This is a genomic window from Hymenobacter miniatus (assembly GCF_016427455.1).
GTDB classification, from domain to species: Bacteria; Bacteroidota; Bacteroidia; order Cytophagales; family Hymenobacteraceae; genus Hymenobacter; species Hymenobacter armeniacus.
Genome location: NZ_JAELXR010000001.1, coordinates 710,808 through 736,531, shown reverse-complemented (window position 1 = coordinate 736,531; position 25,724 = coordinate 710,808). Strand labels below are relative to the sequence as shown.

The window sequence follows — 25,724 nt, the reverse complement described above, 5'->3', positions numbered from 1 at the left end:
CCCCCCCCCCCCCCCTCCCCCGGCCGAGGCCGGCCCGCGCGCTGCAGGCGGGCCCCGTGGGCTCGGAGATGCGCATCAGGGACAGGCGGGCGGGCGGCCGCGCCGCGCCGGCCGCGCTGCTCGGGCACATCACCCAGGGCCGGTGTGGGGTTGTCGGCGTCGCCGGGGCCGGGGCTGGTCATTTGCTCGGGCGGGCGGGGGCCACCGGGGGCGGCACCGGCCGGGCGGCGCCCGTCGCGGGGCGCGCGGCCTTCGCGGGGCTCACGCGGCGGACGCGCCTCGCGGCCTTCGCGGGGCTCGGCGCCGGGTTCGCGGCCGGCGCGGGGCTCCTTGGGTTCGCGAGGCTCGCGTGCGGGGCGGGCTTCGGCGGCTTCGTTTTGGGTGGCGCCTTCGCGGGCTTCGGGCTTGCCTTTTTTGCGCTTCGAGCGCTTGCTGCTCGACTTGATTTTGTCGTCGAGACGGTCGAGGGAGCCTTCCACGATGGCCGACACTTCGGGCTCGGGAGCTTCTTCGCGGGGCGGCAGCAGGCTTTCGATGATTTCGCCGCGCTTGTTCAGGTCCAGCAGCTCGCGCACGCGGGCCGTGTCCAGCATCACCCAGTTGTTGTCGCCCTTGAAGGCAAACCACATGCGGCGGCGGAAAATGTCGGTTTTTTGCAAGTAGGCCTCGCCCTTGCTGGTTTTGAGCGGGCGCTGCACCTGCGGAATGTCCTTAAGGGCGTCGAGGTAGGCGTCGAGCTCGTAGTTGAGGCAGCACTTGAGGCGGCCGCACTGGCCGGCCAGCTTCTGCGGGTTCAGGCTCAGGTTTTGGTAGCGAGCGGCCGTGGTGCTCACGGTTTTGAAATCCTGCAGCCAGGTCGAGCAGCACAACTCGCGGCCGCACACGCCGATGCCACCGATGCGGCCAGCTTCCTGACGCAGGGAAATCTGGCGCATCTCGACGCGCACGCGAAACTCATCGGCCAGGCGGCGGATGAGCTCGCGGAAATCGACCCGGTCTTCGGCCGAGTAGTAGAACAGGGCGCGGGTGCGGTCGGCCTGGTATTCCACGTCGCTCAGCTTCATGCGGAGGCGCAGTTCGCCCACCACGGCGCGGGCCCGAAACATGGTGCCGTTTTCGAGGTCGCGCACGGCTTCCCAACGCTCCACGTCGTCGGGGGTGGCGATGCGCAGCACGTTGCGGATTTCCTTGGAGTCGGTTGGAATTTTCTTTTTGCGCATCTGCAGGCGCACCAGCTCGCCCTTCAGGCTCACGTGGCCCAGGTGCCAGCCGGAGCCGGCCGCCTCCACCACCACGGCGTCGCCGGTGACGAGCGGCAGGCGCAGCTCGTTGCGCATAAACTCTTTGCGGCCGCCCTTGAAGCGGATTTCCACGATATCAAAGCCCGCAAACGAATCGGGCATTTCCACGTCTTGGAGCCAGTCGAATACATTGAGGCGGGTGCAGCCGCCGGAGCTGCAGCCCCCTTTGGAGCCACAGCCGCCGACTTTGGTGCCGCAGCCACCGCCGGAAGAACATGAAGTACAAGCCACTGGTCAGAAATATATAGTTGAGCGGAAACGGGTTTTCCGCGAGAATTCGGTTCCTAGCAAAGATACGTATTTCGGCAAGGGCACCTCGAAAGTGTAAGGGCAGGCCGTAAAAACGGCCTTGGCAACGCTGCAATCGCACCTCGACTTTGCAGGATTCAATTCAATCTTGCTTTTAGCACTTTACACATAAACGTGTAAGATTTTGGCAACTGAGCCAGCGCGGTAAAATCACAAAGTGATGATTTGATGAATAGAAGCGGTTTTTTGCAATTATTCCATTTTTTAGAATTAATTCCCATTGACATTTACAATTATTCTGCTCTTATTTGGCCCATCCTTCAACCATTTTTCACAACTACCAACCCCGTTTACCCTATGAAACTACAAAACGTACTTTCTGCCGCTGCCATTTGCGTCGCCTCGACGTTGGCACTTTCCTCCTGCTCGAAAGAAAAAGAGCAGGCCGCTGCCACCCCCGCCGCCGTTTCGCAGGAGACGCTGAGCCAAATAAAAGCCTTGGGCTTTGGCACCCAGGACGTGCGCGCCGTTGAGGGCGGCTACGTGGTAGAAGGCGACATGCTGCTGACGCCGGAGCTGCTGGCCAGCGCCCCCGGCTATTCTACGCTGCGCGTGGGCGACGAAGAGCAGTACCGCACCACCAACTTGGTGACCGGCCTGCCCCGCGTGCTGACCGTGAGCATCAGCAGCTCGTTCAACTCTTACTATGTGCAGGCCATCGACGAAGCCATCCGCCGCTACAACGCCGCCAACCTGCGGGTGCAGTTTCGCCGCGTGAGCTCGGGCGCCCAGATGCCGGTGAAGTACTCGTCGAACTTGGGCACGGGTGTGCTGGGCCAGTCGGGCGGCTTCCCCAGCGGCGGCAACCCCGCCCCCGGCTTCACCTTGGTGCCCAACGTCATCAACAGCTCAAACGTGAATTACATCGCCACCATCATGGCGCACGAGATGGGCCACTGCATCGGCATGCGCCACACCGACTACTACAACCGCGCTTACAGCTGCGGCGGTAGCGCCTCTAACGAGGGCGCCAGCACGGTGGGGGCCATCCTGATTCCGGGCACGCCTTCGGCTGCCGAGCCCAACTCCTGGATGCTGGCCTGCGTGGGCAACGGCGTCAACCGCCCCTTCACCGCCAACGACCTCACCGCCCTCAACTACATCTACTAGCCCCCGGCCGGTAGCTTGTATCCAACCCATTTAATACAAGAGCCTCGACTCTTATGAGTTGGGGCTCTTGTATTAAGAGCCATCATATCATCAAGCAATAAATAGCAGATTATTAAATAATTGTTGCTTATTGCTTTTGTCTTTCCATCATCCCACCACCATTTCCAACCAACGTATGAAGACCCAAAACTTATTTGCTGCCGGCCTTTGCCTTGCCTCGATGCTGGCCTTTTCCTCCTGCTCGAAGGAAAAAGAGTCTACCCCCAAAGCCGAAGCTCTCTCTACTGAGGTGCTCGGCCAAATCAAAGCCCTGGGCTTTAGTACCGACGATGTGCGCGCCGTCGACAACGGCTACGTGGTAGAAGGCGACATGCTGCTGACGCCGGAGTTGCTGGCCAGCGCCCCCGGCTACGGCACGCTGCGCGTAGGCGACGAGGAGCAATACCGCACCACCAACCTAGTGAATGCCACCGGGGGCCGCACCCTGACCGTAAGCTTGGCCAGCGGATTCCCGGCCGCATATAGCGCGGCCATCGATGAGGCTATTGCCCGCTACAATGCCGCCAACCTGCAGCTGCGTTTCACCCGCGTTTCGAGCGGCGGCGATTTGCCCGTGAAGTACTCGGCCGACCTCGGCCCGGGCGTGTTGGGCCAGTCGGGCGGCTTCCCCAGCGGCGGCAACCCCGCCCCCGGCTTCACCTTGGTGCCCAACGTCATCAACAGCTCAAACGTGAATTACATCGCCACCATCATGGCGCACGAGATGGGCCACTGCATCGGCATGCGCCACACCGACTACTACAACCGCCAGTATAGCTGCGGCGGGCGCAAGGCCAACGAAGGCGCCAGCACGGTGGGAGCCATCCTGATTCCGGGCACGCCTTCCACGGCCGAGCCCAACTCCTGGATGCTGGCCTGCGTGGGCAACGGCGTCAACCGCCCCTTCACCGCCAACGACCTCACCGCCCTCAACTACATCTACTAGCCCCCCGGCCGGTAGCTCATGCAAAAAGCCCCGACTCAGCAATGAGTCGGGGCTTTTCGTTGTTAGCCCGCTGAGCCGCATACGGTGGACTTATTGAATAACAACCCGCAGGGTTTGCTTGGGCACGTCGTCCTGCTGCACCTGTAGCAGGTAAAGCCCAGGTTTCAGCCCCTCGGTTTCGATTACGTTAATCTGGCCAGCGGCTGTGGCCGTGCGTTGGAAACGGCCCAGCATGTCGTAGAGGCGAATGACCACAGGCGTTGTGCTGTTGGCCACCACCGTGAGCGGGGCGCCGGCCGGTACGGGGTTGGGATAAGCCTGCAGTTGGCCGGAGCCCAGCAGGTAGGCTTCCTCGGTGCCGCTGTAAAATTGCTGGCCGGCGACGTTGTCGAGGCGCACGCGGTAGAGGTAGCGCCCGGCAGCAGGCGGCCGGTCGGTGAAGGAGAAACGGGCAGCGGTGAGCGGGGTGATGGTTTGCACGGCCTCGTAGCCAGCCGAGCCCATACGCTCCAGCGTGGCCGAGCGCAGCCGGAACACCGTGCCCAGCTCCACATCAAAACGAATGGACTCGTCGACCAGCTGCCGGGGCAGAAACGAACGGAAATAGCACGCCGTGCCCTGGGTAGCAAAGTCGATGGTAGAGCCGGGCTGCACGATGACGCCGCGCAACAGCGGCGCCACGGCATAGTAGCGCGTTTGCGCCATCTGGGCCTGGTTGAGCACCAGCGCGGTGTCGGCACTCAGCTGCGCCAGGGGCACGAGCGTGGAGGCGCCCAGCCGGTATACCTGGTAGCCGGTGGCCCCGGGCACGCGGCGCCATTGCAGCAAGGTTTCCTCGGGGCAGGTGTAGCCCACTTGCACCGCCGGGGCCTGCACAATGGCAAACGTATCGGAAGTAAAATTCTGGCTGCCAACCACGAAGCGCAGCTGCGCCAGCGCGGTGGTATCGGGCACGGTCCAGGCGTAGCGGTTGGGCGCGAGCGGCACGGCGGCGCTCACGGCCCGCCACTGCGCGCGGCCCACCGGGCGGTATTCGAGGCGGCCGGTGGCGGTGGCCGGGCCGTTCCAGTACCAGAGCAGGGTGGTAGCCGCGCCCGGCCGCACATTGACGGCGCGTTGCGGGCTGCGCCATTCCAGCGCCGTTGGGCTGGTTTCATATGCCAGGCTGAAGGCCTGCGGGCCCTGCGGCACGGCAAAGCCCCGCACGTGCAACTCGTAGGTGCCGGCCGTGGGCACGGCGAGGGTGATTTGCTCGACGTTGTTGAGGTGGTCGGGGCGGCGGCGGGCGGGCAGGGTCAGAGAGTCGAGGCGAGGCGTGCTGCTCAGGGCCCAGGGCTGCCACCGCTGGCCGGTTGAGGTCGAGACCAGCTCCAGGTCGAGGTCGTTCACCAACGCTTTGGCGGCGTTGGCAGCGGCTTCGGGGTCGCTCCACACCAGGGTGGCTTTGAACTGCTGGCCGGCGGGCACCGACACGGTGAACACCTGCTCGGCGCCCTGGGCCACGCTGCCACTGAAAAACTGGCCGTTGCGCATGGTGGTCAGCGCGCCCAGCGCATCGGCCTGCCCGTAGCCGCTCACGAAATCGACTTCGGGCCGGCCCAGGTCGTCGGCGCTGTTCAGGAGTACGGCTTTCACGAGGGCGGCGGGGGGCAGCGCGCCGCTGTGCTGGTCGCGGTAGGCCTGCTGCAGCAGTACGCCGATGCCCGACACCAGCGCGGCGGCCTCGGAGGAGCCGCCTTCGCCGTAGGCCACCAGCTCGGGCTTGAGGCGGCCGTCGTAGGCCGGGCCGCGCGAGCTGAGGCTGGCCACCTGCCCGCTGGGGTCGGTGGCGCCCACGGTTAGGGTGTTTTTCGACATCTTGAACTGGCCCGTGACGTTGGCTACGCCCGCCAGGCCGGTGTAGGGGCCGCTGGGGCTGGCGGCCGAGCCCACGTTGCCCGATGAAAACACGTGCAGCAGCGTGGGGTACTGCCGCACCTGCCGGTCGTATTCCAGCGACTCGATGCCGTAGTAGTTTTCGATGGCCACGCCGTAGGAATGGTTCTGCACCGACACGCCGGCTGCCGCCAGCTGGGGGCCGTCGTCGGGCAACAGACGCGCAAAGTCGGAAGTGGTCAGGCGCACCTGCCGGGCCACGCCGCGCCCCAATGGGCTGGAGTTGCCGGCGCCGCCGATGAGCGTGGCCATGGCCGTAGCGTGGTCGGAAAAAGGGGCCGGAAACGCAGTCGGGTTAATGACTCGACCAATAAAATCAATGTCGTTGGGGTCGAAGGGCAATTCTTTCACCGACACGGCCAGGCCCTGGCCGGCCAGCTGCGGAAAGCGGGCGTGCACAGCTGCAACGGCATTCACCGACAAATCGGAGTTATTGAGCTGGCGCTCCTCGTGGGCCTGGCGGTCGGTTACGTCCACAAAATCGACCGGAGCGGCGGTAGCCAATTGGGAAACAGCCGCGGCGCTCAGGCCGCGCACTTCCAGGGTGCGGGGCGAAGCACCGGGCTGCGACACTTGCGCGGCGGGCAGGTGCTGCTGCACCCAGCGGCGGAAAGCGGCGGGGTCGGCCACGCGCACGCGCACGGCTTGCGGCCCCCGGGCCCCCAAGGCGGCCTGCAGGCCGGGCGCCAGCCGGGCTTGCAGGCCGGGCGCCAGCCGGGCTTGCGCGGCAGCACGCGGCGCCTGTGCCCGGAGCAACTGCGGCCCGGCCAGCAGCACGAGCAACAGCCACCCACGGCAGCGCCAAGACAAGGAAAGTGCCTTCCGGCCGGTGGTGAAATTGCTCGGGGGTTGCAGCATGCGCTTGGTAGAAAGGAGTTGCGGGGCTGGCCGTAGCCTTCTTTTCAAAGGTAAAGCCAAATCCAACAAGGCGCCGGACGCCGAACCCGGGGGCATTGCCGCACCGCACCGGCCTTATTTGACCACCCGGATGCGGTTGTTGGTATAATCGCCCACGTACACCGCCCCGCTGGCGTCCACGGCCACGCCGGCGGGGCCGTAGAATTTAGCGGTGGGGCCCGGGCCGTCAGCAAAGCCGGGTCCAGGATTGGCAAACCGAAGCCCGGGTTTCACAAACCTGGACTCCGGGTTTCGCAATCCTGGACCCGGGTTTACCAATCATTAAGCTCCCATTCCAAACCGCCCTTGCCGGAAAAGGATGGCGGCCCCCAAACGACCCGGCCACGCCCGTCGGCGGCGCCCGCGGGCCGCTATTTGATGGCCCGAATGCGGTTGGTGGGCGGTTCGGCCACGTAGAGGGTGCCCGCCGCCGTTATGGCGATGCCGGTGGGGGTGTTAAACAAGGCATTCGTCCCCGTGCCGTCGGTGCTGCCGACGGTGCCGGAGCCGGCCAGCGTCGTCGTTACCCCCGCTGGGGTGACGCGGCGGATGCGGTGGTTGAGCTGGTCGGCCACATACACGGTGCCCCCCGCATCGACGGCCACCCCCGAAGGCGAGTTGAAGCTGGCGGCCGCGCCCGTGCCGTCGGCAAACGTCGCCGCGCCCGAGCCCGCCAACGTGCTGACCACGCCGGCCGCGGTGACGCGGCGGATGCGGTGGTTGCCCTGGTCGGCCACGTACACCGTGCCGAGGGCATCGACGGCCACGCCCGCCGGGGCGTTAAAGCTGGCGGCCGCGCCCACGCCGTCGGCCGCGCCGGCCGTGCCCGAGCCGGCCAGCGTGGTCACCACGCCCGCCGGGGTGATTTTGCGGATGCGGTTATTGCCCTTATCGGCCACGTACAGGGCCCCGGTGAGGTCCACGGCGATGCCCGTCGGCAAGTTGAAGCCGGCAGCCGGGCCCGTGCCGTCGGCCGAGCCGGCCGTGGTCGAGCCGGCCAGCGTCGTGGTTACGCCCGCGGCCGTGACCTTGCGGATGCAGTTATTGGCTTGGTCGGCCACGTACACGGTGCCGTTGGCGTCAACGGCCACGCCGGTGGGGGTGTTGAATTTAGCGGCCACGCCCGTGCCGTCGGCGTAGCCGGCCGTGACTGCACCGGCCAGCACCGTGCCCGGCCCGGAAACCGGAAACTGCACGAGGATGTGGTAGTTCACATCGGACGCGTACACGGTGCCGGTCTCGCCGACGGCCACTCCGGTGGGGCGCGGGAGCGTCGAGGAGTTGAACGTGCTCACCACGCCCCCGTTGGGCGGCGCCGTCGAGCCGTTGGCGTCGGGGATGCGGCCGTCGGTCAGGTTGCGCCAGGTCAGGCCCGCGTACACGTAAAGGCCCATGGAACCGTCGGTTTGGTACACGAGCAGGCCCTGGGCCGGATTGGCAATGGCCTGGCGTTGGGCCGCGGTCATGCGGGGCGGCAGCAGGCCCTGCGTGGTGCTGCGCATGTCGAGCACGGCGGAGGCATCGGGCGTGGTGGTGCCAATGCCCACGCTTTGGGCCCGGCTTGCAAGAGGCAAGGCCAGCAACAAGCCCCAGAGCAAGGTTTTCATAGGAAGCAACATGACAAGTAAAACTATTTTCGGAATAAAGTTAAATATCTAGTTTATTATATGCAACAAGCATTAAGTCTGCCCATCACTGAACAAAAACGCCCCGACCGGCAAGGTCGGGGCGTTTGCTGAGCCGTTAGGTCCGGGACTTTCAGTAACGCTGTTTACTACATCCCCGGCTTGAGCACCACCTTGGTGCAGTTGTCCTTCTTGTGACGGAAGATGTCATAGCCGTGGGGAGCTTGCGAAAGCGGCAGGCGGTGCGAAATGATATCGTCGAGCCGCACGTCGCCGTCCGACACGTGCTTCAGCAGCTTGTCGATGTGCTTGTGGGCAGGAGCCTGGCCGGCCTGGATGATGATGCCCTTGTCGAAAATCTGGTGGATGGGAAAGTTATCGTAGGGCGAGGAATACACGCCCAGGATGGACACGAACCCGCCCCGGCGCACGGCGCTGAAGCAGGCCAGCATCACCTTGTCCGAGCCTTTTTCGAGGTTGATGACGGCTTTGGCGCGGTCGCCGAGGCTGCGGTCGGGCTCGAAGCCCACGGCTTCCACCACCACGTCGGCGCCGTAGCCGCGGGTCTTGCTGCGGATTTCGTCCACCACCTGGTCGTGGCTTTCCCAAAGGATGCCTTCGGCGCGGGCGGCTTTGGCGGCCAGGTTGAGGCGGTACTGCTGGGTGTCTACAATCATGACGCGCGAGGCGCCGCGCAGCCAGGCTGACTTGGCGGCCATGATGCCCACCGGGCCGGCGCCGAAGATGGCCACCGTTTCGCCGCCCTTCACGTTGGCCCAGTCGATGCCGGAATAGCCCGTGGGAAAGATGTCGGTGAGGAAAAGCACCTGCTCGTCGGTCAGGTTGTCGGGCACTTTGCGGGGGCCGTAGTCGGCGTAGGGCACGCGGGCGTACTCGGCTTGGCCGCCGTCGTAGCCGCCGTACAAATCCGTGTAGCCAAACAACGCGCCGCCTTTTTCGGTCATCAGGCCGCCTTCGGGGCCGTAATGCTCGGGGTTGGAGTTTTCGCAGTGGCCGGGCAGGTCGTGGTCGCAAAACAGGCAGTGGCCGCAGGCAATGGGAAACGGCACCACCACTCGGTCGCCGCGCTTGAGGTTTTTGACGCCTTTGCCCACTTCCTCCACAATGCCCATGAACTCGTGGCCCAAGGTCATGGGCCGGGGCTGCGGAATGCTGCCGTTGTAGATGTGCAGGTCGGACCCGCAAATGGCCGTGCTGGTGACGCGGATGATGGCATCGCGCGAGTCCTGAATTTCGGGGTCGTCAACGTTGTCGACCCGCACGTCGCGGGCCCCGTGAATGCGTAGAGCTTTCATGAAAAGGGAATTGGAAGTGGAAAGGAAGAACTCCTGTTCCTAACGGGCCTGTTTCGGCCGGGTTACCGATGCCCGCCCTCCCTTATCAACAAACTCGACCGTAGAGTCGGTCAGTTCAGCTGATACACTGCCACTCCCGCCGCCGTGAAAATATAGGCGTACGTTTCGCCCACCAGCACCTGGCGCACGGCGGCCGGGTCGAGGCCGGCGGGCAGGGCCACGCGCCGCTCGGCCAGGGTGTAGAGGTTGAAAAAATGCAGGGCTCCGGCGTCGAGGTAATACAGCTCATCGCCCCGAAAGCCTATCATGCTCAGCCCGGTGAAGGGCAGCTTCTTCTTGTAGCTCCCGAAATTATCGAACACGTAGATGCCCGTGCTGCGGTCCACGAGGTAGAGGTTGTTCTGGTACTGGCGCAGGAAGCGGAAGTCGGGCCGCGAGCGGCCAATCAGCAAATCGAGCGGGGTGTTTTGGAGCAACCGCTGGGTGTTGGGGTCGAACTGGCGCAGCACGAGGTTGCTTTCGTCGAGCAGCCAGATGCGGTTGTCGGGCGCCAGGGTGGCCGCCCGGATGGTGCCGTCCACGTAATCGGCCAGCCGCACTTCGGAAATAGGCGCCAGGAAACGGTCGAGCAAGACGAGCTGCTGCCGGTCGTCGTTGAAGACGAGGGTGGTGGTCACGTTCCAGGCCTCAACCTGGGCGGCGTGGCCAGGCTGGGCCGGGGCGTAGGTGTTCAGCGGCAGGCCTTCGGGCCCGAACTGGCGCAGGTTGTTGTCCGCATCGGCCACGTAGAGGGCGCCGCGCCGGTCGAGTGAAGCCGCGCCGGGATTGGGCAGCTTGATGTCGCGAAGGAGTTTCCACGGCGCGGCGGTGAGGGCGGCGCCGGCAGCCAGCGGCGCGGGGGCCGGCTGCACCGGCGAGACCACCTGTTTGGAAGCCGGGGCCGTGGAAGCGGCGGAAGGAACGGTGACCTGGGCGCGGGCGGCAGTAGCGAGGAGAAGCATGATGGCGCAGAGACGCAACCTCACCCCCTGACCCCCTCTCCAAAAAAGAGGGGGCACCGGCTTTGCTTCAGGCGAAATCGACTTCACGAACCGGTGCCCCCTCTTTTTTGGAGAGGGGGTCAGGGGGTGAGGTTCTACGGCTGGGCTGCTATTGCTCAAAATGCCGCAGGGCCAATGTATTACCGTCATACACGCCATAGCTGCAATAATTGACCCATTCGCCCAGGTTGATGTAGCGGCTGCCCGCGGCCACTTCCACATCGAGCGGCAGGTGCCGGTGCCCGAACACATAGTAGTCGTGGTGAGAACGGGTTTCGACCTCGCGGCAGTATTGCAGCAGCCATTCTTCGTCGCCGAAATACTTGGTGTCGTCCTTGCCCGCCTGCATGCGGCTGCGGCGGCTCCAGCGGTTGGCCATGCCGATGCCAAAATTGGGGTGCAGCCGCGCAAACAGCCACTGCGCCAAGGAGGAAGTGAACACCCGCTTCAGGGCCTTGTAGCTGTAGTCCTTCGGCCCCAGCCCATCGCCGTGCCCAATGTGAAACAGTTGGTTGCCAATGCGCTGCGACACTTCCCGGCGCAGCACCGGAATGCCCATTTCCTGCGTGAAATAGCCGAACATCCACATGTCGTGGTTGCCGGTGAAAATGGTGATGGGCAGGCCGGCATCGGTCAGTTCCGCCAGCTTGCCCTGCAGCCGGATGAAGCCGCGCGGCACGGCGTGCCGATACTCAAACCAGAAGTCGAACAAGTCGCCCAGCAGGTAGATGGCGGCCGCGTCGCGGGCCGCGGCGTCGAGCCAGCGCACGATGCGCTTCTCCCGCTCCAGCGACGCCGCCGCATTGGGCGCGCCCAGGTGAAAGTCGGAAGCGAAGTAGACCTTTTTGCCGGGCGGCAGGGCCAGGTCGGGCAGGGTGAGGGCTTGCTTCATGCAGACAGAAGTTCAGCGTCGTCTTCGAGCAAAAACAAGGCAATGCGGCGCGGGCCGTGGGCCCCGAGCACCAAGGTTTTTTCAATGTCCGCCGTGCGGCTGGGGCCGGTGGTGAGCGACACCATGGAGGGCAGCTGCGCGCCGTAGCGGGCCTGCATGCGGCGCAGCGCATCGCCGATTTCGGCCACTACCTGGCTGGGCCGGGCCAGCACCAGGTGCTGGTCGGGATAGATGCTCAGCCGCCGTCCGCTGCCGGTGGCGCCCGACACCAGCACGCTGCCCGTGCGCGCCACCAGGGCCTCGCAGGAAGTCAGGCTCAAATCGGCGTGTTCGATAAATTCGGTTTCATCGGCCCGAAAGGCTACGCCGGCCTTGTAGAGCAGGGCCTGCAGCTCGGGCTCCCACACAAACGGGATGCCCACCTGCTGCCGCTGCCGGAACCCCGCCAGCTGCGCCGCCAGGTGCGGCAGCGACTCGCAGTAGTAGAACTCCCCTCCCACCCGCTGGAAGCTTTCGGCAAAAGCCACCACGGGGTCGTCGGCGCCCAGCGGCGGATGCACGGGCGCGGCAAAATCGGGCCGGGGCGGCAGTTGGGCCGAGCCGGCCGCCAGCCCTTGCCGAATGCGGGCCAGCACGGCCTCCCGGGCTCCGGTAGCAGAAGTTTCTGAATCCATAGCGCAAAGCAAGCTGAAACGGCGAAGATAAAGCCGGGCCGCCCTCTGGGTTACGGGCCAGGCAACCCGAGGCGGGCCTGCGGCATCTCCTGGCCGGTACCGAAGCCACCCGTCCGCCCTACTTTTATACGCTTATCCAAACGCCTTTTTCCCGACTTATTTCCATGACTTCTCTTCTCCGCTCGGTGCTCTGCCTTTGCCTGGGGCTGCCGCTGCTGCCCCGCCCCGCAATGGCCCAGCAGCTATCGGGCACCGTTTCTGGCGCCACCTCGCAGCAGCCGCTGCCGTTCGTCAACATCGGCTTGCCGGCGCGCGGCCTGGGCACCGTGTCGGACGAGCAAGGCCGCTACCAGCTGCGCTACAACCCTGCTTATGCGGCCGATACCGTCCGGATTTCCAGCGTGGGCTTCGAGCCGCGACTGGTGCCGTTCGCGGCCTTGCTGGCCGCTCCGAATGTGGTCCTTACTCCGGCTGCCGTATCCCTGGCAGAAGTGAGCGTGCTGGCCACCAATACCAAGTTGCGCACGCACACGCTGGGCTTGGCCAAGCCCTCGTCTCACTTCGACATGCACATGTCCTCCAATGAGTTGGGCACCGAGCTGGGCACCATCATTCGCCTGGCCCGGCGGCCGACGCTGGTGCAAACCCTGCACGTGGCCGTGGTCAAGAACGAAGCCGGCCCCCTCACCTTTCGCCTCAACCTCTACCGCCTCGATGCCAAAGGCCTGCCCACCAACGACAAGCTGCTGAGCCGCGACGTGCTGCTGACGGCCTCCGAAACGCCCGGCGTGCTCACCGCCGACCTCTCGGCCGACCACCTGGTGGTCGACCAGGATTTTCTGCTGGCGGTAGAATGGGTGAAAGGCGCCGATGCAGTTGCCGTCGACCTCACCAAACGACTGGGTTTCGGTGGTTCGCTCAGCTACGGCTACGATATTTTCATGCGCCGCACCAGCCAAGCCGCCTGGAAGAAGCCCACCTTCAAAAGCAACATGCCGCTGCTGGGCCTGCGCCCCCAGGTGGCTTTCTACACCACCGTGCGCGACTAATTCCTTCACAAACGGCCACAAAAAAGCCCGCTTCTGCAGTCAGAAGCGGGCTTTCTTTTTTGAAAATGCGAACAACTACGCGCCAGCCACGGCATTGCCGCTGGGGGCCGATGCCTCGTTGTTGCGGTCGTCGTTCAGGCCGGGCAGGTTGAGGTCGGGCAGGTCGTTGCCGAGCTTGCCGCCGGCGGCTTGCTCCCCTTTCACCTCGCTGGCGGTTTCGCTGCGGTCGGTGCCGGCCATGTGGGCTTGGTAGTTGGTTTGGGTAGCGAAAGGACGCGGGCCCACGAGGCGGGTCAGGTCTTCCTGCTGCAGCACTTCCTTCTCCAGCAACTCCTTGGCAATCACCTCCAGCTCGTGGCGGCGCTCGGTTAGCAGCTCCTTCGTGCGGGTGTACGCCTGGTCGATGATGCTGCGCACTTCCTCGTCAATCATCTGCGAAGTAGCTTCCGAATAGGGCTTCGAAAAACCGTACTCGTTCTGGCCCTTCGAGTCGTAGAACGACACGTTGCCGAGCTTGGCGTTCATGCCGTACATCGTCACGATGGAATAGGCCATTTTGGTGATGCGCTCCAGGTCGCTCAGGGCGCCGGTCGAGATTTTGCCAAACACCAGCTCCTCGGCGGCGCGGCCACCCAGAGCCATGCACATCTCGTCAATCAACTGCTCGGTGTTGTACAGAAACTGCTCCTTGGGCAGGTACTGCGCGTAGCCGAGGGCAGCCACCCCGCGGGGCACAATGCTCACTTTCACAAGCGGGTCGACGTGCTCCAAGAACCAGCCCGCGATGGCGTGGCCGGCTTCGTGGTAGGCCACGATGCGCTTTTCGCCGGGCGAAATGATTTTGTTTTTCTTCTCCAGGCCCCCAATCACGCGGTCGATGGCGTCGGTGAAGTCTTGGTCGGTGATAAACTTCTTGTCGCGGCGGGCGGCAATAAGGGCGGCCTCGTTGCAGACGTTGGCAATCTCAGCGCCGGCAAAGCCCGGGGTCTGAGCCGACAGACGGCGGGCGTCCACGTCGGGGCCCAGCGTCAGCGGCTTCAGGTGCACGTTGAAAATCTCAGTACGGCCGTTGATGTCCGGCTTGTCGATGCTGATTTGGCGGTCGAAACGGCCTGGACGCAGCAGGGCCGAGTCGAGGGTATCGGGGCGGTTGGTAGCGGCCAGGATGATGACCCCGGAGTCGGTGCCGAAACCGTCCATTTCCACCAGCAGCGAGTTCAGGGTGTTCTCGCGCTCGTCGTTGCCGCCGGGCACCGAGCCGCGCGAACGGCTCCGGCCCACGGCATCAATCTCATCAATGAAGATGATGCAGGGCGCCTTGGCTTTGGCTTGCTTAAACAAGTCGCGCACGCGGGCCGCGCCCACACCCACAAACATCTCCACGAAGTCGGAACCCGACAGCGAGAAGAACGGCACGTCGGCCTCACCGGCTACGGCTTTGGCCAGCAATGTTTTACCGGTACCGGGAGGGCCTACGAGCAAGGCGCCTTTCGGAATCTTGCCGCCGAGAATGGTGAACTTGCTGGGGTTCTTCAAGAACTCCACAATCTCCTGCACTTCCTCTTTGGCTTCTTCGAGGCCGGCCACGTCTTTGAAGGTAATTTTCACCTTGTCGCCGCCTTCAAACAGAGCCGCGCGGCTTTTGCCGATGCTGAAAATCTGGCCGCCGGGGCCTCCGGCGCTGCCCATGCGCCGCATCAGAAACCAGAACCCGACAATCATCAACACGATGAAACCATAGTTCCAGATGTAGTCGCCGGGACTGTTGCGCTCCTCAATGTTGAGGGGCAAGCGCTGGGCGCTGGGCACGTCTTTTTGCAGTTTGTCCAAGTCTTCTTTGAACAGCTTGGCGTCCACTACCGGGAAGTAAAACTGCGAGCCCGTGGTGGCGGTGCCAAAGGGCGTGCGGCGCGTCAGGTCTTGGCGATACTCCGTTTTTTGCAGGGCCTCAGGCTTGAGGCGCACTTCCACTACTTTCTGGTTGCTGACGATGGTGATGTCCTTCACGTCGCCGGCGGCCACCATAGCCTCAAACTTCTGCTGGTCGATTTTGGCCGGCGCGTTCATGCTGTTCATCACCAGCACACCGAACACGAACACGAGCAAGCCGGCCAACACCCACAGCTGCAAACCCGGGCGGGGGTTCGGCGCCGGGGTCAGGGGCTTCTTTTTCTTGCTGTTATTGGGATTTTTATCCGACATGAAAATAGCTATTAAAATCAGGTATACCTACGAGCCTAACACCGCCTCAGAAGCAAATGTTCGGCCATGCAAGAAGACGTAGAATAGGCGTTTTTATTTTAGGCGAGAGCCTTTTTTAACGCCTGTCATCCTGAGCGCAGCAAAGGACCTCCTCACGTTAGCATCCGCGTGATTTTACTGCAGGCTATTCAGCTGTGAGAAGGTCCTTCGCTGCGCTCAGGATGACAGAAAAGCTTTACGCCGGCTCCGCTTCCACGTAGCGGATGTCGGCGTCGCCCCACAGCTCTTCGAGGGCGTAGAACTTGCGGCGGTCGCGCAGAAACACGTGCACCACTACGTCCACGTAGTCGAGCAGCACCCACTCGCGGTTGGTGCGGCCTTCGGTTTGCCAGGGGCTTTCGCCGGTTACTTTTTCAATCTCCTCTTCTACCGAGCGGGCCACGGCGTCGAGTTGGGTATCGGAATTGGCCGAGCAGATAATGAAATAATCTGCCACGGCGTTTTTTAATTCCTTCAAATTCAGCACCACGATGTCGGACGCTTTTTTGTCCTGCATCCCGCGGATGACCAAATCTGCCAATGTGTCTGAATCCTGCCGGACCAACGTGCTTTTCATATTGTGGTGTTAGGTGTGAGCTTTGCAGCTGAAAGTCTACGAAGTTAACGATACGCGAAAGAAGGCCGTGGTTGTCACCCCTCAAACCCTGTTCACGGGCCAACAACTCGTCTGGTTGTCGGCCTGTGCCTCCACCAATTCGGAGGCCCAGGCGTTGATTGTCCAAAACCGGGCCAGCGAGGGCTGCACCGTCATTACGGACTTTCAGTCGGCTGGCCGGGGCCAGCGCGGCAACCAGTGGGAAGCCGCCCCCGCCGAAAACCTGATGCTTTCGGTGGTGTGGCAGCCCACGTTTCTGGCAGCCGCGCAGCAGTTCCAGCTCAGCCAGGCCGTGGCCCTGGGGGTGCACGACTGGGCCGCGGCCCTGCTGGGCCCCGACCCCAAGCTGAAGCTGAAGTGGCCCAACGACCTGTACTACGGCGACCAGAAGCTGGGTGGCATCTTGATTGAAAACACCCTGAGCGGGCCAAAGATTCAATATAGCATCATTGGTATCGGCATGAATATCAACCAGCAAGGATTTGCCGTGCCCACGGCCACTTCGCTGCGCCTGCTCACGGGCCGCGCCTACGACCGGGCCGCGCTGGCCGCCCGCCTGCTCGAATGCCTGGAGCGCCGCTACCTGCAGCTGCGCGCCGGGCAGGTGGGCGCGCTGCGCCAGGCGTACCTCCGCGCCCTGTATCGCTACCAGGAAACCCACACCTTTCTGATTGACGGGCAGGAAACGCAGGGTCAGATTGTGGGCGTGGAAGAAGACGGCCGGCTGGCCGTGGCCGTGGGCCCGGAGCTACGACGGTTTGGCATGCAGGAAATCCGGCACCTGTAGCCACCGGAGCCGCCGTTTTGGCTTCTGTGGTTCAACCATTAAATGGCAGTAATAAAATATTTCCGGGTATAGGCAACCGGCTGGCTCATCTGGCCGAGTTGATTTTGTTGCCGCCGTACAACTTTTGGCCGTTTTGACAGTCTATCAAACCGAAACGACTGGCCCGGCGTTGGTTGCGCAACTCGGCACGGTGCTTGTCTTTGCCGTGGCCGGCACTTACCTTGCTTGTCACCTTACTCTTTTCTGCTTGCCCGTATGAAACTTTTTACTCGAATTATGGCTGTGGCCGCCATTTTGGCCATGCCTCTGGCGCCGGTCCTGGCCGCTAACATCACCATTACGGTGGGCGACAATTACTACCGGGGCCCGGGCAACACCACCCAAAACTTTGATGTCCGTACCATCAACGTCGGCGACGTGGTGACTTGGAACTTCGTGGGCAATGCCAGCCACCCCACCGCGTCCGACAACGGCGCCTGGGTCACTTTCACGACCAACCGCTCCATCACTTTCAACACGGTGGGTACCTTTGCTTACCACTGCGAAGCTCACGGTGCACCGGGCGCCGGCCAATACGGCGTGCTCACGGTGCGGGCCGTAACCGCCACCACCCTGGACGCCAACGCCGCCGGCATTGCCCTGAGCGTGTACCCCAACCCCAGCCACGGGCAAGTGACGGTGAAGCTGGACCAGAAGCCTGGCGTGGACTACAAGCTGCGCCTGAGCAACATCATCGGCCAGGAAGTGCGCACCATTGCTCTCAAGCCCGAGCTGACGGCCGCCGGCCTGCCCCTCGACCTGAGCGACCTGCGCGCCGGCTTGTACATGTACAGCCTGCTGGTGGACGGCAAGGTGGTGAGCACGAAACGAATTGTGCTGCAGAATTAAGGTTTCTTTGCCCGAACTACTGACCAAAAAGCAGCCCATGGCTGCTTTTTGTGTTTCTGGCCTGTATCGGCGGCGGGTTCGTGCGCAGTGCAACCGTGCATTGCCTACTTTTGCCCTTTAACTGATTTGCTAGCTTCTTTTTCCGGCCGCGTTTTGCAAACGACGGGCGGCGTTGTGTGCCTCATTCGATAGTATGCGTTCCTTTAAAAGCCTGAACAACCTGGTCGGCTGGCTCGTGTTTGCCATTGCCGCCGTCACCTACCTGCTCACCCTGGAGCCCACGGCCTCGTTCTGGGACTGCGGCGAGTTCATTGCCTGCTCCTACAAGCTGCTGGTGCCGCACCCTCCGGGAGCACCCACCTTCCTGCTGCTGGGCCGCATCATGTCGCTGTTTTCGTTTGGCGACGTGACCAAGGTGGCCGTGCTCATCAACGCCCTTTCGGGCCTGAGCAGCGCCTTCACCGTCCTGTTTTTGTTCTGGATTATCACCCGCATGGCCCGCAAGCTGGTGCTGCGCGAGGCCGTGGGCAACAGCAACCTGCGGGCCGAAGCCATCGAGCCCAACGGCTACCAGCGCCTGCTCATCCTGAGCGCGGGCGCGGTGGGGGCGCTGGCTTTCACCTTCTCCGACTCCTTCTGGTTTAATGCCGTGGAGGGCGAAGTGTACGCCATGTCGGCGCTGTGCACGGCGGCCGTGGTGTGGCTGATGCTCAAGTGGGAAGCCCACGCCGACGAGCCCGATTCTGATAAGTGGATTGTGCTCATTGCCTACGTCATCGGCCTGAGCATCGGCGTGCACTTGCTGAACCTCTTGACCCTGCCGGCCCTGGGCTTCATCTATTACTACCGCCGCACCGCCAACCCCAGCATGAAGGGCGGCATCCTGGTGATGGTGGTGAGCATGATTATCGTGGGGTCCATTCTGGTGGGCATCATTCCCGGCCTGCCCACGCTGGCGGGCAGCGTCGAGGTGTTCTTCGTGAATACCATTGGTCTGCCGTTCAACTCGGGCCTGTTTGTGTTCCTGATGGTCTTTATCGGGCTGATTTGGTTTGGCTTCCGGCTTTCGTACCAGCGCCGCAGCCAGTTGCTGAACACGGCCATGCTGTGCTTTGTGTTCATTCTGATTGGGTACTCGTCGTATCTGATTGTGCCCATCCGCAGTTCGTTTCAGCCCACTATTAATGAAAACGACCCGGAGGATGTGCTCTCCTTCGTGAGCTACCTCAAGCGGGAGCAGTACGGCTCGCGCCCGTTGCTCTACGGCCCGCAGTTCAACGCCCAGCCCAACGGGCAGGAGCCCGGTGCGCCCCGCTACGCCCGCGACCCCAAGACCGGCCGCTACAAAGAGCTGCCCCCGCAGCCCGAGTACACGTACGCCGACGAGGACAAGATGCTGATTCCGCGCATCTACAGCTACGAGCCCGACCAGATTGCCAACTACAAGAAGTGGGTCGACATTCAGGACGGCGTGAAGCCGACCATGGGCCAGAACCTGGGCTTTCTGTTCCGCTACCAGATGGGCCACATGTTCTGGCGCTACTTCATGTGGAACTTCGTGGGCCGCGAGTCCGACATTCAGCAGGCGGGCGTGGTCACGCCCTTCAGCCCCGGCAAAAGCACGCTGCCGGCCCGCATCGGCGAGAGCCCGGCGCACAACAACTTCCTGGCGCTGCCGCTCATTCTGGGCCTCATCGGCCTGTTTTTCCAGAGCCGCCGCGACAGCAAAGACGCCTGGGTGACGGGCCTGCTGTTCCTGATGACGGGCCTGGCCATCGTGTTCTACCTCAACCAGCCGCCGCGTGAGCCGCGCGAACGGGACTACACCTTCACCGGCGCCACGTTTGCCTTCTCCATCTGGATAGGCCTGGGCGTACTGGGGCTGGCCGAACTATTTGGGAAGGTGGTGAAGGCCGACGGCCTGCGCGCCGGCCTGGCCCTGGTGGTGGGCCTGCTCGTGCCGGGCATTATGGCAGCCCAAGGCTGGGATGACCACGACCGGAGCAACCGCTATAACTCCGTGGACTCGGCCAAAAACCTGCTGAACTCCTGCGCCCCGAACGCCATCCTGTTCACCAACGGCGACAACGACACCTTCCCGCTCTGGTACGCCCAGGAGGTGGAAGGCGTGCGCACCGACGTGCGCGTGGCCGTGCTCTCGTACCTGAACACCGACTGGTACATTGCCCAGATGAAGCGCCGCGCCTACAAGTCGCAGCCCTTCCCCATCAGCATGGGCCCCGAGGCCTACGCCCAGGGCACCAACGACATGCTGCCCTACGCCGCCAACCCGGCCGTGCAGAGCGTGAACCTCAAGGAATTCATCCAGCTCATCGCCTCCAATAACCCGCTGCTGCAGGTGCAGTACCAGGAGGGCGGCCCGAGCATGAACTCCTTCCCGACGCCCAACTTCTACCTGCCCATCGACACGGTGGCGGTGCGCAAGCTCGGCATCATCCCCAAAGACCGGGAGAACCAGCTGGTGAGCAAGATGGAGTGGAGCATGGGCAAACGCGCCATTGAGAAGAAAAACCTGGTGATTCTGGACATGATTGCCAGCAACAACTGGCAGCGCCCCATCTACTTCAGCAGCACCGTGGCGCCCTCCGACTACATGAACCTGCAGCCGTACTTCCAGCTCGAAGGCATGGCCTACCGCCTGCTGCCGCTGAAAGACCCGAACTACGACCCCCGCTCCGGCGACGAGGGCTTCGTGGAAAAGGACCTGACCTACGAGCGCCTGATGAAAACCTTCAGCTACCGCGGCCTGCAAAACCCACACATCTTCTACGACGAGAACAACCTGCGCTTCCCGGCCAACTACCGCGACAAGTTTGCCCGCCTCTCGCAGGCCTACCTCTCGGCCGGCAACGTGGCCAAAGCCAAGGAAGTGGCCGACAAGTGCCTGGAGCTGATGCCCGACAACACCATTCCCTATGACTATTACTCGCCGCAGCTGGTGCCCGCCCTGGTGGCCGGCGGCGAAAAAGCCAAAGCCGACCAGCTCCTCGACGCCATGACGCGCCGCTCGGAGCAGATGCTGGCCTACTACAGCACCAAGCCCGACGCCAGCCTGTTTGAGGACGACATGCGCGGCTACCTGCTGGGCCTGCAAAGCGTGTACCGCGCCGCCGAGCTCAGCGGCGACAGCGTACGCGCCCAGAAGGCCTACGGGCTGATGAACCAGTACTACCCGCGGTAGGCACTTGGTATAGGAGCAATGAAGTAAAGGCCGGTTCGCGCAGTGCGGGCCGGCCTTTTTCATGCCCGAAGTCTATTCTTTTCCAATACCATTGGCCGTATTTGAGCGTTTACAGCAGGAAATGGCTAATTTGACGTATTCCAGCCGGCGTCTCCGCATGAACATGGCAATGAAACGCAATTTTGTCCTCAGCCTAATCGGTTGCCTGCTGCTGACGACGTTGGCGGCGAACGTCGCGCACCAGCCCCTGGCCCCGCGCCCCGACTACGCCGGCCTCTACCGCGACGTGGCCCGCCTGGACGTGGACACGCGCCGCGAGGGCGACAGCCTGCGCTTTTACCTGCGCCTGCCCCCACCGGCCCGCCTGGGCCCCGGCCACCCCTTGCGCCTCACCGCCTGGCCCAGCTACGAAGCCCGCCAGCCCCTGTGGCAAGACAGCGTGCCCCGCCGCCAGCAGCACGCCATCCCCTTCCCTGATGGGGTGCGCCTGAGCTTCTGCGTGGCCGCGAGCCGGCTGCCGACCGGCACCGTGCTACAGTTCAACACCACGCTGCCCGACGCCAAAGACGACTACCAGGAGCCCACCACCACGGCCTGGCTGCGCCTGACCGAGGCCCTGCTGGCGCGCCCGTTTGTGCTCGTGGATTCGTTGGGCCAGCCTTTGCTGCGGCGCTACGTACAGGCCGGCGAGTCTTTCGGCGTCGACAGCTACGGCCTCTACCAGCCCGTGCGCTGGAAGCGCTACGCCGTGAACCCAACCCCGGCCCTGCCGCCCATGACCAACCCGGCCGCCATGCCCGCCGGCCCCCGCACGCTGCCCGTGCTCGACTCGGCCGAAACGCGCCCCGGCCAGCCCCTGCGCTTCGAGGAGCCCGGCCTGTACGCGTTGCGCGTGGGCTCGCGCAGCACCCGCCCGCCGGTGCTGGCCGTGCTGGCGGCCCCCAACCGCTACCCCGAGCTCACCACGGCCGCCGAGCTCATCGAGCCGCTGCGCTACCTCACCACCAGCCAGGAGCGCAAGAAGCTCACCGACGCCCCCGAGCCCAAGCGCGCCGTGGACCGGTTCTGGCTCGACATCGCCCAGGGCAACCAGAAGCTGGGCAAAGAGCTCATCCGCCGCTACTACGGCCGCGTGATGGCCGCCAACGAATTATTTGCCGCCCACAAGGCCGGCTGGCTCACCGACCGGGGCCTGCTGTACGTGGTGATGGGCCCGCCGCCCAGCGTGCGGCGGCTGTTCGACGGCGAGGAACGGTGGTTCTACCCGGAGGCGGGCCTGGGCGGCGGGGGCGTCACCTTCAGCTTCCGGCCCCGGCCGAGTACCTTTGCGCCTGATTACTACGAATTGGTGCGCCGGCCCGAGTACGAACTGCTCTGGTATGCCGCCGTTGAAAAATGGAGAACCCCACCGACCGCCCTGACCGGCCCGAACGTCCCCAGCGACCTGCCCGCCCGGTAGCCGGCCGCCGCTTCTACGACGGCGCCAACCGCCCCGTCACCCCCAAACAGTTCCGCCCCGACCGCGGCGGCAGCGAGTTTGACGACCGCCCCGCCCGCCCCCGCGGCCGCGGCGGCTCCGACAACCGCGACGACTTCGGCGCCGACCGCCCCGCCCGCCCGGAGCGCGGCGACAGCCGCCCGCCCTACCGCGAGCGCAGCGAAGGCGGCCCACGCGGCGGCCAGGACCGGCCCCGCTACGAAAACCGACCGGCCCAGGCGTCGAGCATCGACATGCTGTTTGGCCTGCGCCCCATTTTGGAAGCGCTGAGTGCCGGCCGCACGCTGGAGAAAATCTTCCTGCTGCGCGGCACCAAGAACAGCTTGGTTACCGACATTTCCACCGCCGCTCGCGAGGCCGGCATTCAGGTGCAGATGGTGCCCGTGGAGAAGCTCGACAACCTGACGCGCAAAAACCACCAGGGCGCCGTGGCCTTCGTGTCGCCCATCGACTACGCCCCGCTCGACAACATCGTGTCCGGGCTGTTTGAGGAAGGCAAAGTGCCCTTCCTGCTGCTGCTCGACCGCATCACCGACGTGCGCAACTTCGGCGCCATTGCCCGCACCGCCGAGTGCCTGGGCGTGCACGCGCTGGTGGTGCCCAGCCGCGGCGCGGCCCAAATCAACGGCGACGCCCTCAAAACCTCGGCCGGTGCGCTCAACATCCTGCCGGTGTGCCGCGAAGTGAGTTTGCACGAAACCATTCGCTTCCTGCAGCAGTCGGGCATCACCGTAGTGGCTTGTACCGAGAAAGCGGATGAAGCCGTGGGTGCCGCTGAAGTGGATTTTAGCGGCCCCGTGGCCGTACTCATGGGCTCCGAAGAAGACGGCATCTCGCCCGACCTGCTGAACCTAGCCGACGTGAAGCTGAAAGTGCCCATGACCGGCCAGATTCAAAGCCTGAACGTGGGCGTGGCCGCCGGCATCATGCTGTTTGAGGTGGCCCGGCAGCGGGTGGCGCAATCTTAAAGAGCAACTATTGTCATCCTGAGCGCAGCGAAGGATGGCGGACAACCTAAAAGCCCCGGCACTGCGCAGTGCCGGGGCTTTTAGGTAAATGGGCGGTCTGGTTCTAACAGCAGGGATTGCTGCGCTGCGCTCGCAATGACAGGCGGCGCCTAGTTGTACCCCGCGCCCTTCTTGGCCTTCACGTCGGCCACGAATTCCTTCACGCGCTGCTCCTCGCTACGCTTGCAGATGAGCAACACGTTGTCGTACTCGGCCACGATGTAGTCTTCCAGGCCCTGCACCACCACGAGGCGCTCTTCCGGCGTTTTGATGACGCAGCCGGTGGTGTCGTAGAGCAGCACGTCGCCGCTCACCATGTTGCCATTGTCGTCGTGCTGGCCGATGCGGTGCAGCGAGTCCCAGGTGCCCACGTCGCTCCAGCCGAAATCGGCGGGCAGCACGTACACATTATCAGCCTTTTCCATCACGCCGTAGTCGATGCTGATGTTGCGGCAGCGCGAGTAAGCTTCGCCGATGAACTCCTCTTCCTGGGGCGTACCGAGCTGCGCCACGCCTTCATCAAACACTTCGGCGATGTCGCTCAGGTACTGGTGGAAGGCATTGATAATCACATCGGCCCGCCACACAAACAGGCCGGAATTCCAGAGAAAGTCGCCGCTTTCCACAAACATGCGGGCCAGCTCCAGATTAGGTTTCTCGGTGAAGGTTTTCACCTTGTGCAGCTCGCCGCCGGGCAGGCTCTGCTCGTCCATGTACTGGATGTAGCCGTAGCCGGTGTCGGGGCGCGAGGGCTGAATGCCGAGCGTGATGAGCACGTCGTGAGCCCGGGCGGCGTTGACGGCTTTGCGAATGAGCCGTCGGAATTCGTCTTCGCGCAGCACGGCGTGGTCGGCGGGCGTCACAATGATGGTGGCCTGCGGGTCGCGCTGGGCAATGCGGTAGCTGGCGTAGGCGATGCACGGGGCCGTGTTGCGGCCGATGGGCTCGCCCAGAATCTGGTCGGCGGGCAGGTCGGGCAGGTGTTCCTGCACCAGCTGGGTGTAGTCGCGGTTGGTCACCACGAAAACGTTTTCGCGGGGGCACACGCCGGCAAACCGGTCCACGGTAAGCTGCAGCATGGAGCGCCCGACGCCCAACACGTCGTGAAACTGCTTGGGGTGGTGGGTGCGGCTAAAAGGCCAGAAGCGGCTGCCAATGCCGCCCGCCATAACAACGAGGTAAGTGGAATTCATTACCACAAAGGTAAGACCGGCGCAGAACCTATGGCGCAGTCTTGGCAGCGGGCACTACACCAGGCCCTCGCGCAGCAAATCGTGCAGGTGAATGAAGCCGGCGAAGGCGCCCTGCTCCGTCACCACCAATTGCGTGATGTTGCGCTGCTGCATGCGGGCCAGGGCTTCAGCGGCAAAGTCTTCGATGTCAATCGTGGCCGGGCGGGGCGTGAGGATGTCGCGGGCGCGCAGGTTTTCCAGGTCCGAGAAGCTGCCCAGCATGCGGCGCAGGTCGCCATCGGTGATGATGCCGGCCAGCTCGCCGGCGGCATTTAGCACCGCCGTGGCCCCGAGGCGCTTGCCGGAGATTTCGAGCAATACTTCCTTCAACGGTGCCTCTTCCTGCACCTGGGGGCGCTGGTTCTGGCGGCTGAGGTCGCCTACTTTCAGGTAGAGGCGCTTGCCGAGGGTGCCACCGGGGTGCAGGCGGGCAAAGTCGGCGGCCGTGAACTGCCGGCTTTCGAGCAGGCACACGGCCAGGGCGTCGCCCAGGGCCAGGGCGGCGGTGGTGCTGGTGGTGGGCGCCAGGTTGTTGGGGCAGGCCTCCTTGGCCACTGGGGCGTGCAGGATATAGGTAGCCTGCTGGCCGAGGTAGGAGTCGGCGCGGCTCACCAGCGCGGCCAGCGGCACGCCCTTGCGGCGCAGCAGGGGCACCAGCACCTTGATTTCGGGCGTGTCGCCGCTTTTGCTGATGGCGATGACGAAGTCTTCGGGCTGAATCATGCCCAGGTCGCCGTGGATGGCGTCGGCCGCGTGCATGAACAGGGCCGGGGTGCCGGTGCTGTTGAGCGTGGCCACGATTTTGCCGGCCACGTGCGCGCTTTTGCCGATGCCCGTGACCACCACGCGGCCCTTGAGTTGCAGAATGGCTTGCACGCAGCGCACAAAGTCGGGGGTGGCGGCAATGGCCTCGGCCACGTCGTGCAAGGCGGCGGCCTCTTCGTGCAGCACCTGCCGGGCAATGGTGAGCATATCGGCGGGCGAAGGGGCGGCGCCAGCGGCGGCCAGATTGGCGGAGACAGGTGATGCGGGCATGAGCGAAGCAGGAAATGGCGCTGCAAAATTCGGCTACAGAAGCTAAGCCAGCGGCTCGGCTCTAAGGCCCCAAACAGGGCCTTCG

The 25,724-nt window shown here is 63.9% G+C and carries 20 protein-coding genes; 8 read left to right on the top strand and 12 right to left on the bottom strand.

Annotation, left to right across the window (positions count from 1 at the left end; all coding sequences use genetic code 11):
- A partial coding sequence (gene ricT / locus JAO73_RS03200; RefSeq protein ID WP_317191191.1) for a regulatory iron-sulfur-containing complex subunit RicT occupies positions 1-1,532 on the bottom strand: 1,532 nt, incomplete at its 3' end.
- 426 nt (positions 1,533-1,958) lie between these two features.
- On the opposite strand from ricT, the gene JAO73_RS03195 reads away from it, so the two are divergent.
- Positions 1,959-2,720 carry a M57 family metalloprotease gene (locus JAO73_RS03195; RefSeq protein ID WP_233168646.1) on the top strand — a complete coding sequence of 254 codons (762 nt, stop codon included), beginning with the start codon at positions 1,959-1,961 and terminating at the stop codon, positions 2,718-2,720.
- Positions 2,721-2,940: 220 nt separating this feature from the next.
- A complete protein-coding gene (locus JAO73_RS03190; RefSeq protein ID WP_233168645.1) occupies positions 2,941-3,705 on the top strand; it encodes a M57 family metalloprotease in 765 nt (254 codons plus the stop codon).
- 90 nt (positions 3,706-3,795) lie between these two features.
- On the opposite strand, the gene JAO73_RS03185 is transcribed toward JAO73_RS03190, so the two are convergent.
- The 7 genes from JAO73_RS03185 to JAO73_RS03155 all read right to left on the bottom strand — a co-directional run bounded on the left by JAO73_RS03185 (position 3,796) and on the right by JAO73_RS03155 (position 12,084).
- The gene (locus JAO73_RS03185; protein WP_198975695.1) at positions 3,796-6,498 is read right to left on the bottom strand and encodes a S8 family serine peptidase; all 2,703 of its coding nucleotides are present in this window, start codon (positions 6,496-6,498) and stop codon (positions 3,796-3,798) included.
- Between the two features lie 114 nt (positions 6,499-6,612).
- Entirely contained in the window at positions 6,613-6,771 is a 159-nt protein-coding gene (locus tag JAO73_RS03180) for a hypothetical protein (RefSeq protein WP_198975694.1), read from the bottom strand.
- 137 nt (positions 6,772-6,908) lie between these two features.
- Complete coding sequence (locus tag JAO73_RS03175; RefSeq protein ID WP_198975693.1) at positions 6,909-8,144, bottom strand: NHL repeat-containing protein; 1,236 nt, start codon at positions 8,142-8,144, stop codon at positions 6,909-6,911.
- Positions 8,145-8,311: 167 nt separating this feature from the next.
- On the bottom strand, positions 8,312-9,478 hold the full coding sequence (locus JAO73_RS03170) for a zinc-dependent alcohol dehydrogenase (RefSeq protein ID WP_198975692.1): 1,167 nt from the start codon (positions 9,476-9,478) through the stop codon (positions 8,312-8,314).
- A 110-nt stretch (positions 9,479-9,588) separates the two neighbouring features.
- The gene (locus tag JAO73_RS03165) at positions 9,589-10,479 is read right to left on the bottom strand and encodes a hypothetical protein (RefSeq protein WP_198975691.1); all 891 of its coding nucleotides are present in this window, start codon (positions 10,477-10,479) and stop codon (positions 9,589-9,591) included.
- 148 nt (positions 10,480-10,627) lie between these two features.
- A complete protein-coding gene (locus JAO73_RS03160; protein ID WP_198975690.1) occupies positions 10,628-11,410 on the bottom strand; it encodes a UDP-2,3-diacylglucosamine diphosphatase in 783 nt (260 codons plus the stop codon).
- Complete coding sequence (locus JAO73_RS03155) at positions 11,407-12,084, bottom strand: LutC/YkgG family protein (protein WP_198975689.1); 678 nt, start codon at positions 12,082-12,084, stop codon at positions 11,407-11,409. Before JAO73_RS03155 ends, JAO73_RS03160 begins: the two co-directional genes overlap by 4 nt.
- Positions 12,085-12,248: 164 nt before the next feature.
- Between JAO73_RS03155 and JAO73_RS03150 the strand changes: the two genes are divergently transcribed.
- Positions 12,249-13,133: a carboxypeptidase-like regulatory domain-containing protein gene (locus JAO73_RS03150; protein WP_198975688.1), complete on the top strand. Its 885-nt coding sequence runs from the start codon at positions 12,249-12,251 to the stop codon at positions 13,131-13,133.
- 75 nt (positions 13,134-13,208) lie between these two features.
- Here JAO73_RS03150 and ftsH read toward each other — a convergent pair whose 3' ends face one another.
- Together ftsH and rsfS are read right to left on the bottom strand one after the other, a co-directional pair.
- Positions 13,209-15,335, bottom strand: a complete 2,127-nt coding sequence (ftsH, locus tag JAO73_RS03145) for an ATP-dependent zinc metalloprotease FtsH (RefSeq protein WP_198975687.1) — start codon at positions 15,333-15,335, stop codon at positions 13,209-13,211.
- A 235-nt stretch (positions 15,336-15,570) separates the two neighbouring features.
- The gene (gene rsfS, locus JAO73_RS03140) at positions 15,571-15,951 is read right to left on the bottom strand and encodes a ribosome silencing factor (protein WP_190927081.1); all 381 of its coding nucleotides are present in this window, start codon (positions 15,949-15,951) and stop codon (positions 15,571-15,573) included.
- A 67-nt stretch (positions 15,952-16,018) separates the two neighbouring features.
- Here rsfS and JAO73_RS03135 point away from each other — a divergent pair, with 67 nt between their 5' ends.
- The 5 genes from JAO73_RS03135 to rlmB all read left to right on the top strand — a co-directional run bounded on the left by JAO73_RS03135 (position 16,019) and on the right by rlmB (position 23,333).
- Complete coding sequence (locus JAO73_RS03135; RefSeq protein ID WP_317191190.1) at positions 16,019-16,777, top strand: biotin--[acetyl-CoA-carboxylase] ligase; 759 nt, start codon at positions 16,019-16,021, stop codon at positions 16,775-16,777.
- 255 nt (positions 16,778-17,032) lie between these two features.
- The gene (locus tag JAO73_RS03130) at positions 17,033-17,665 is read left to right on the top strand and encodes a T9SS type A sorting domain-containing protein (RefSeq protein WP_198975686.1); all 633 of its coding nucleotides are present in this window, start codon (positions 17,033-17,035) and stop codon (positions 17,663-17,665) included.
- Positions 17,666-17,858: 193 nt separating this feature from the next.
- Positions 17,859-20,867, top strand: a complete 3,009-nt coding sequence (locus JAO73_RS03125) for a glycosyltransferase family 117 protein (RefSeq protein ID WP_198975685.1) — start codon at positions 17,859-17,861, stop codon at positions 20,865-20,867.
- 169 nt (positions 20,868-21,036) lie between these two features.
- The gene (locus JAO73_RS03120; protein WP_198975684.1) at positions 21,037-22,326 is read left to right on the top strand and encodes a GWxTD domain-containing protein; all 1,290 of its coding nucleotides are present in this window, start codon (positions 21,037-21,039) and stop codon (positions 22,324-22,326) included.
- Entirely contained in the window at positions 22,263-23,333 is a 1,071-nt protein-coding gene (rlmB, locus tag JAO73_RS03115) for a 23S rRNA (guanosine(2251)-2'-O)-methyltransferase RlmB (RefSeq protein WP_233168643.1), read from the top strand. Before JAO73_RS03120 ends, rlmB begins: the two co-directional genes overlap by 64 nt.
- Positions 23,334-23,482: 149 nt before the next feature.
- Here the strand turns inward: rlmB and JAO73_RS03110 are convergent, their stop codons facing one another.
- Positions 23,483-24,565, bottom strand: a complete 1,083-nt coding sequence (locus JAO73_RS03110) for a mannose-1-phosphate guanylyltransferase (RefSeq protein ID WP_198975683.1) — start codon at positions 24,563-24,565, stop codon at positions 23,483-23,485.
- A gap of 54 nt (positions 24,566-24,619) precedes the next feature.
- Positions 24,620-25,576 (bottom strand): KpsF/GutQ family sugar-phosphate isomerase, encoded by a 957-nt coding sequence (locus tag JAO73_RS03105; RefSeq protein WP_198975728.1) that lies wholly within the window; start codon positions 25,574-25,576, stop codon positions 24,620-24,622.
- Between the last annotated feature and the right edge of the window lie 148 nt (positions 25,577-25,724).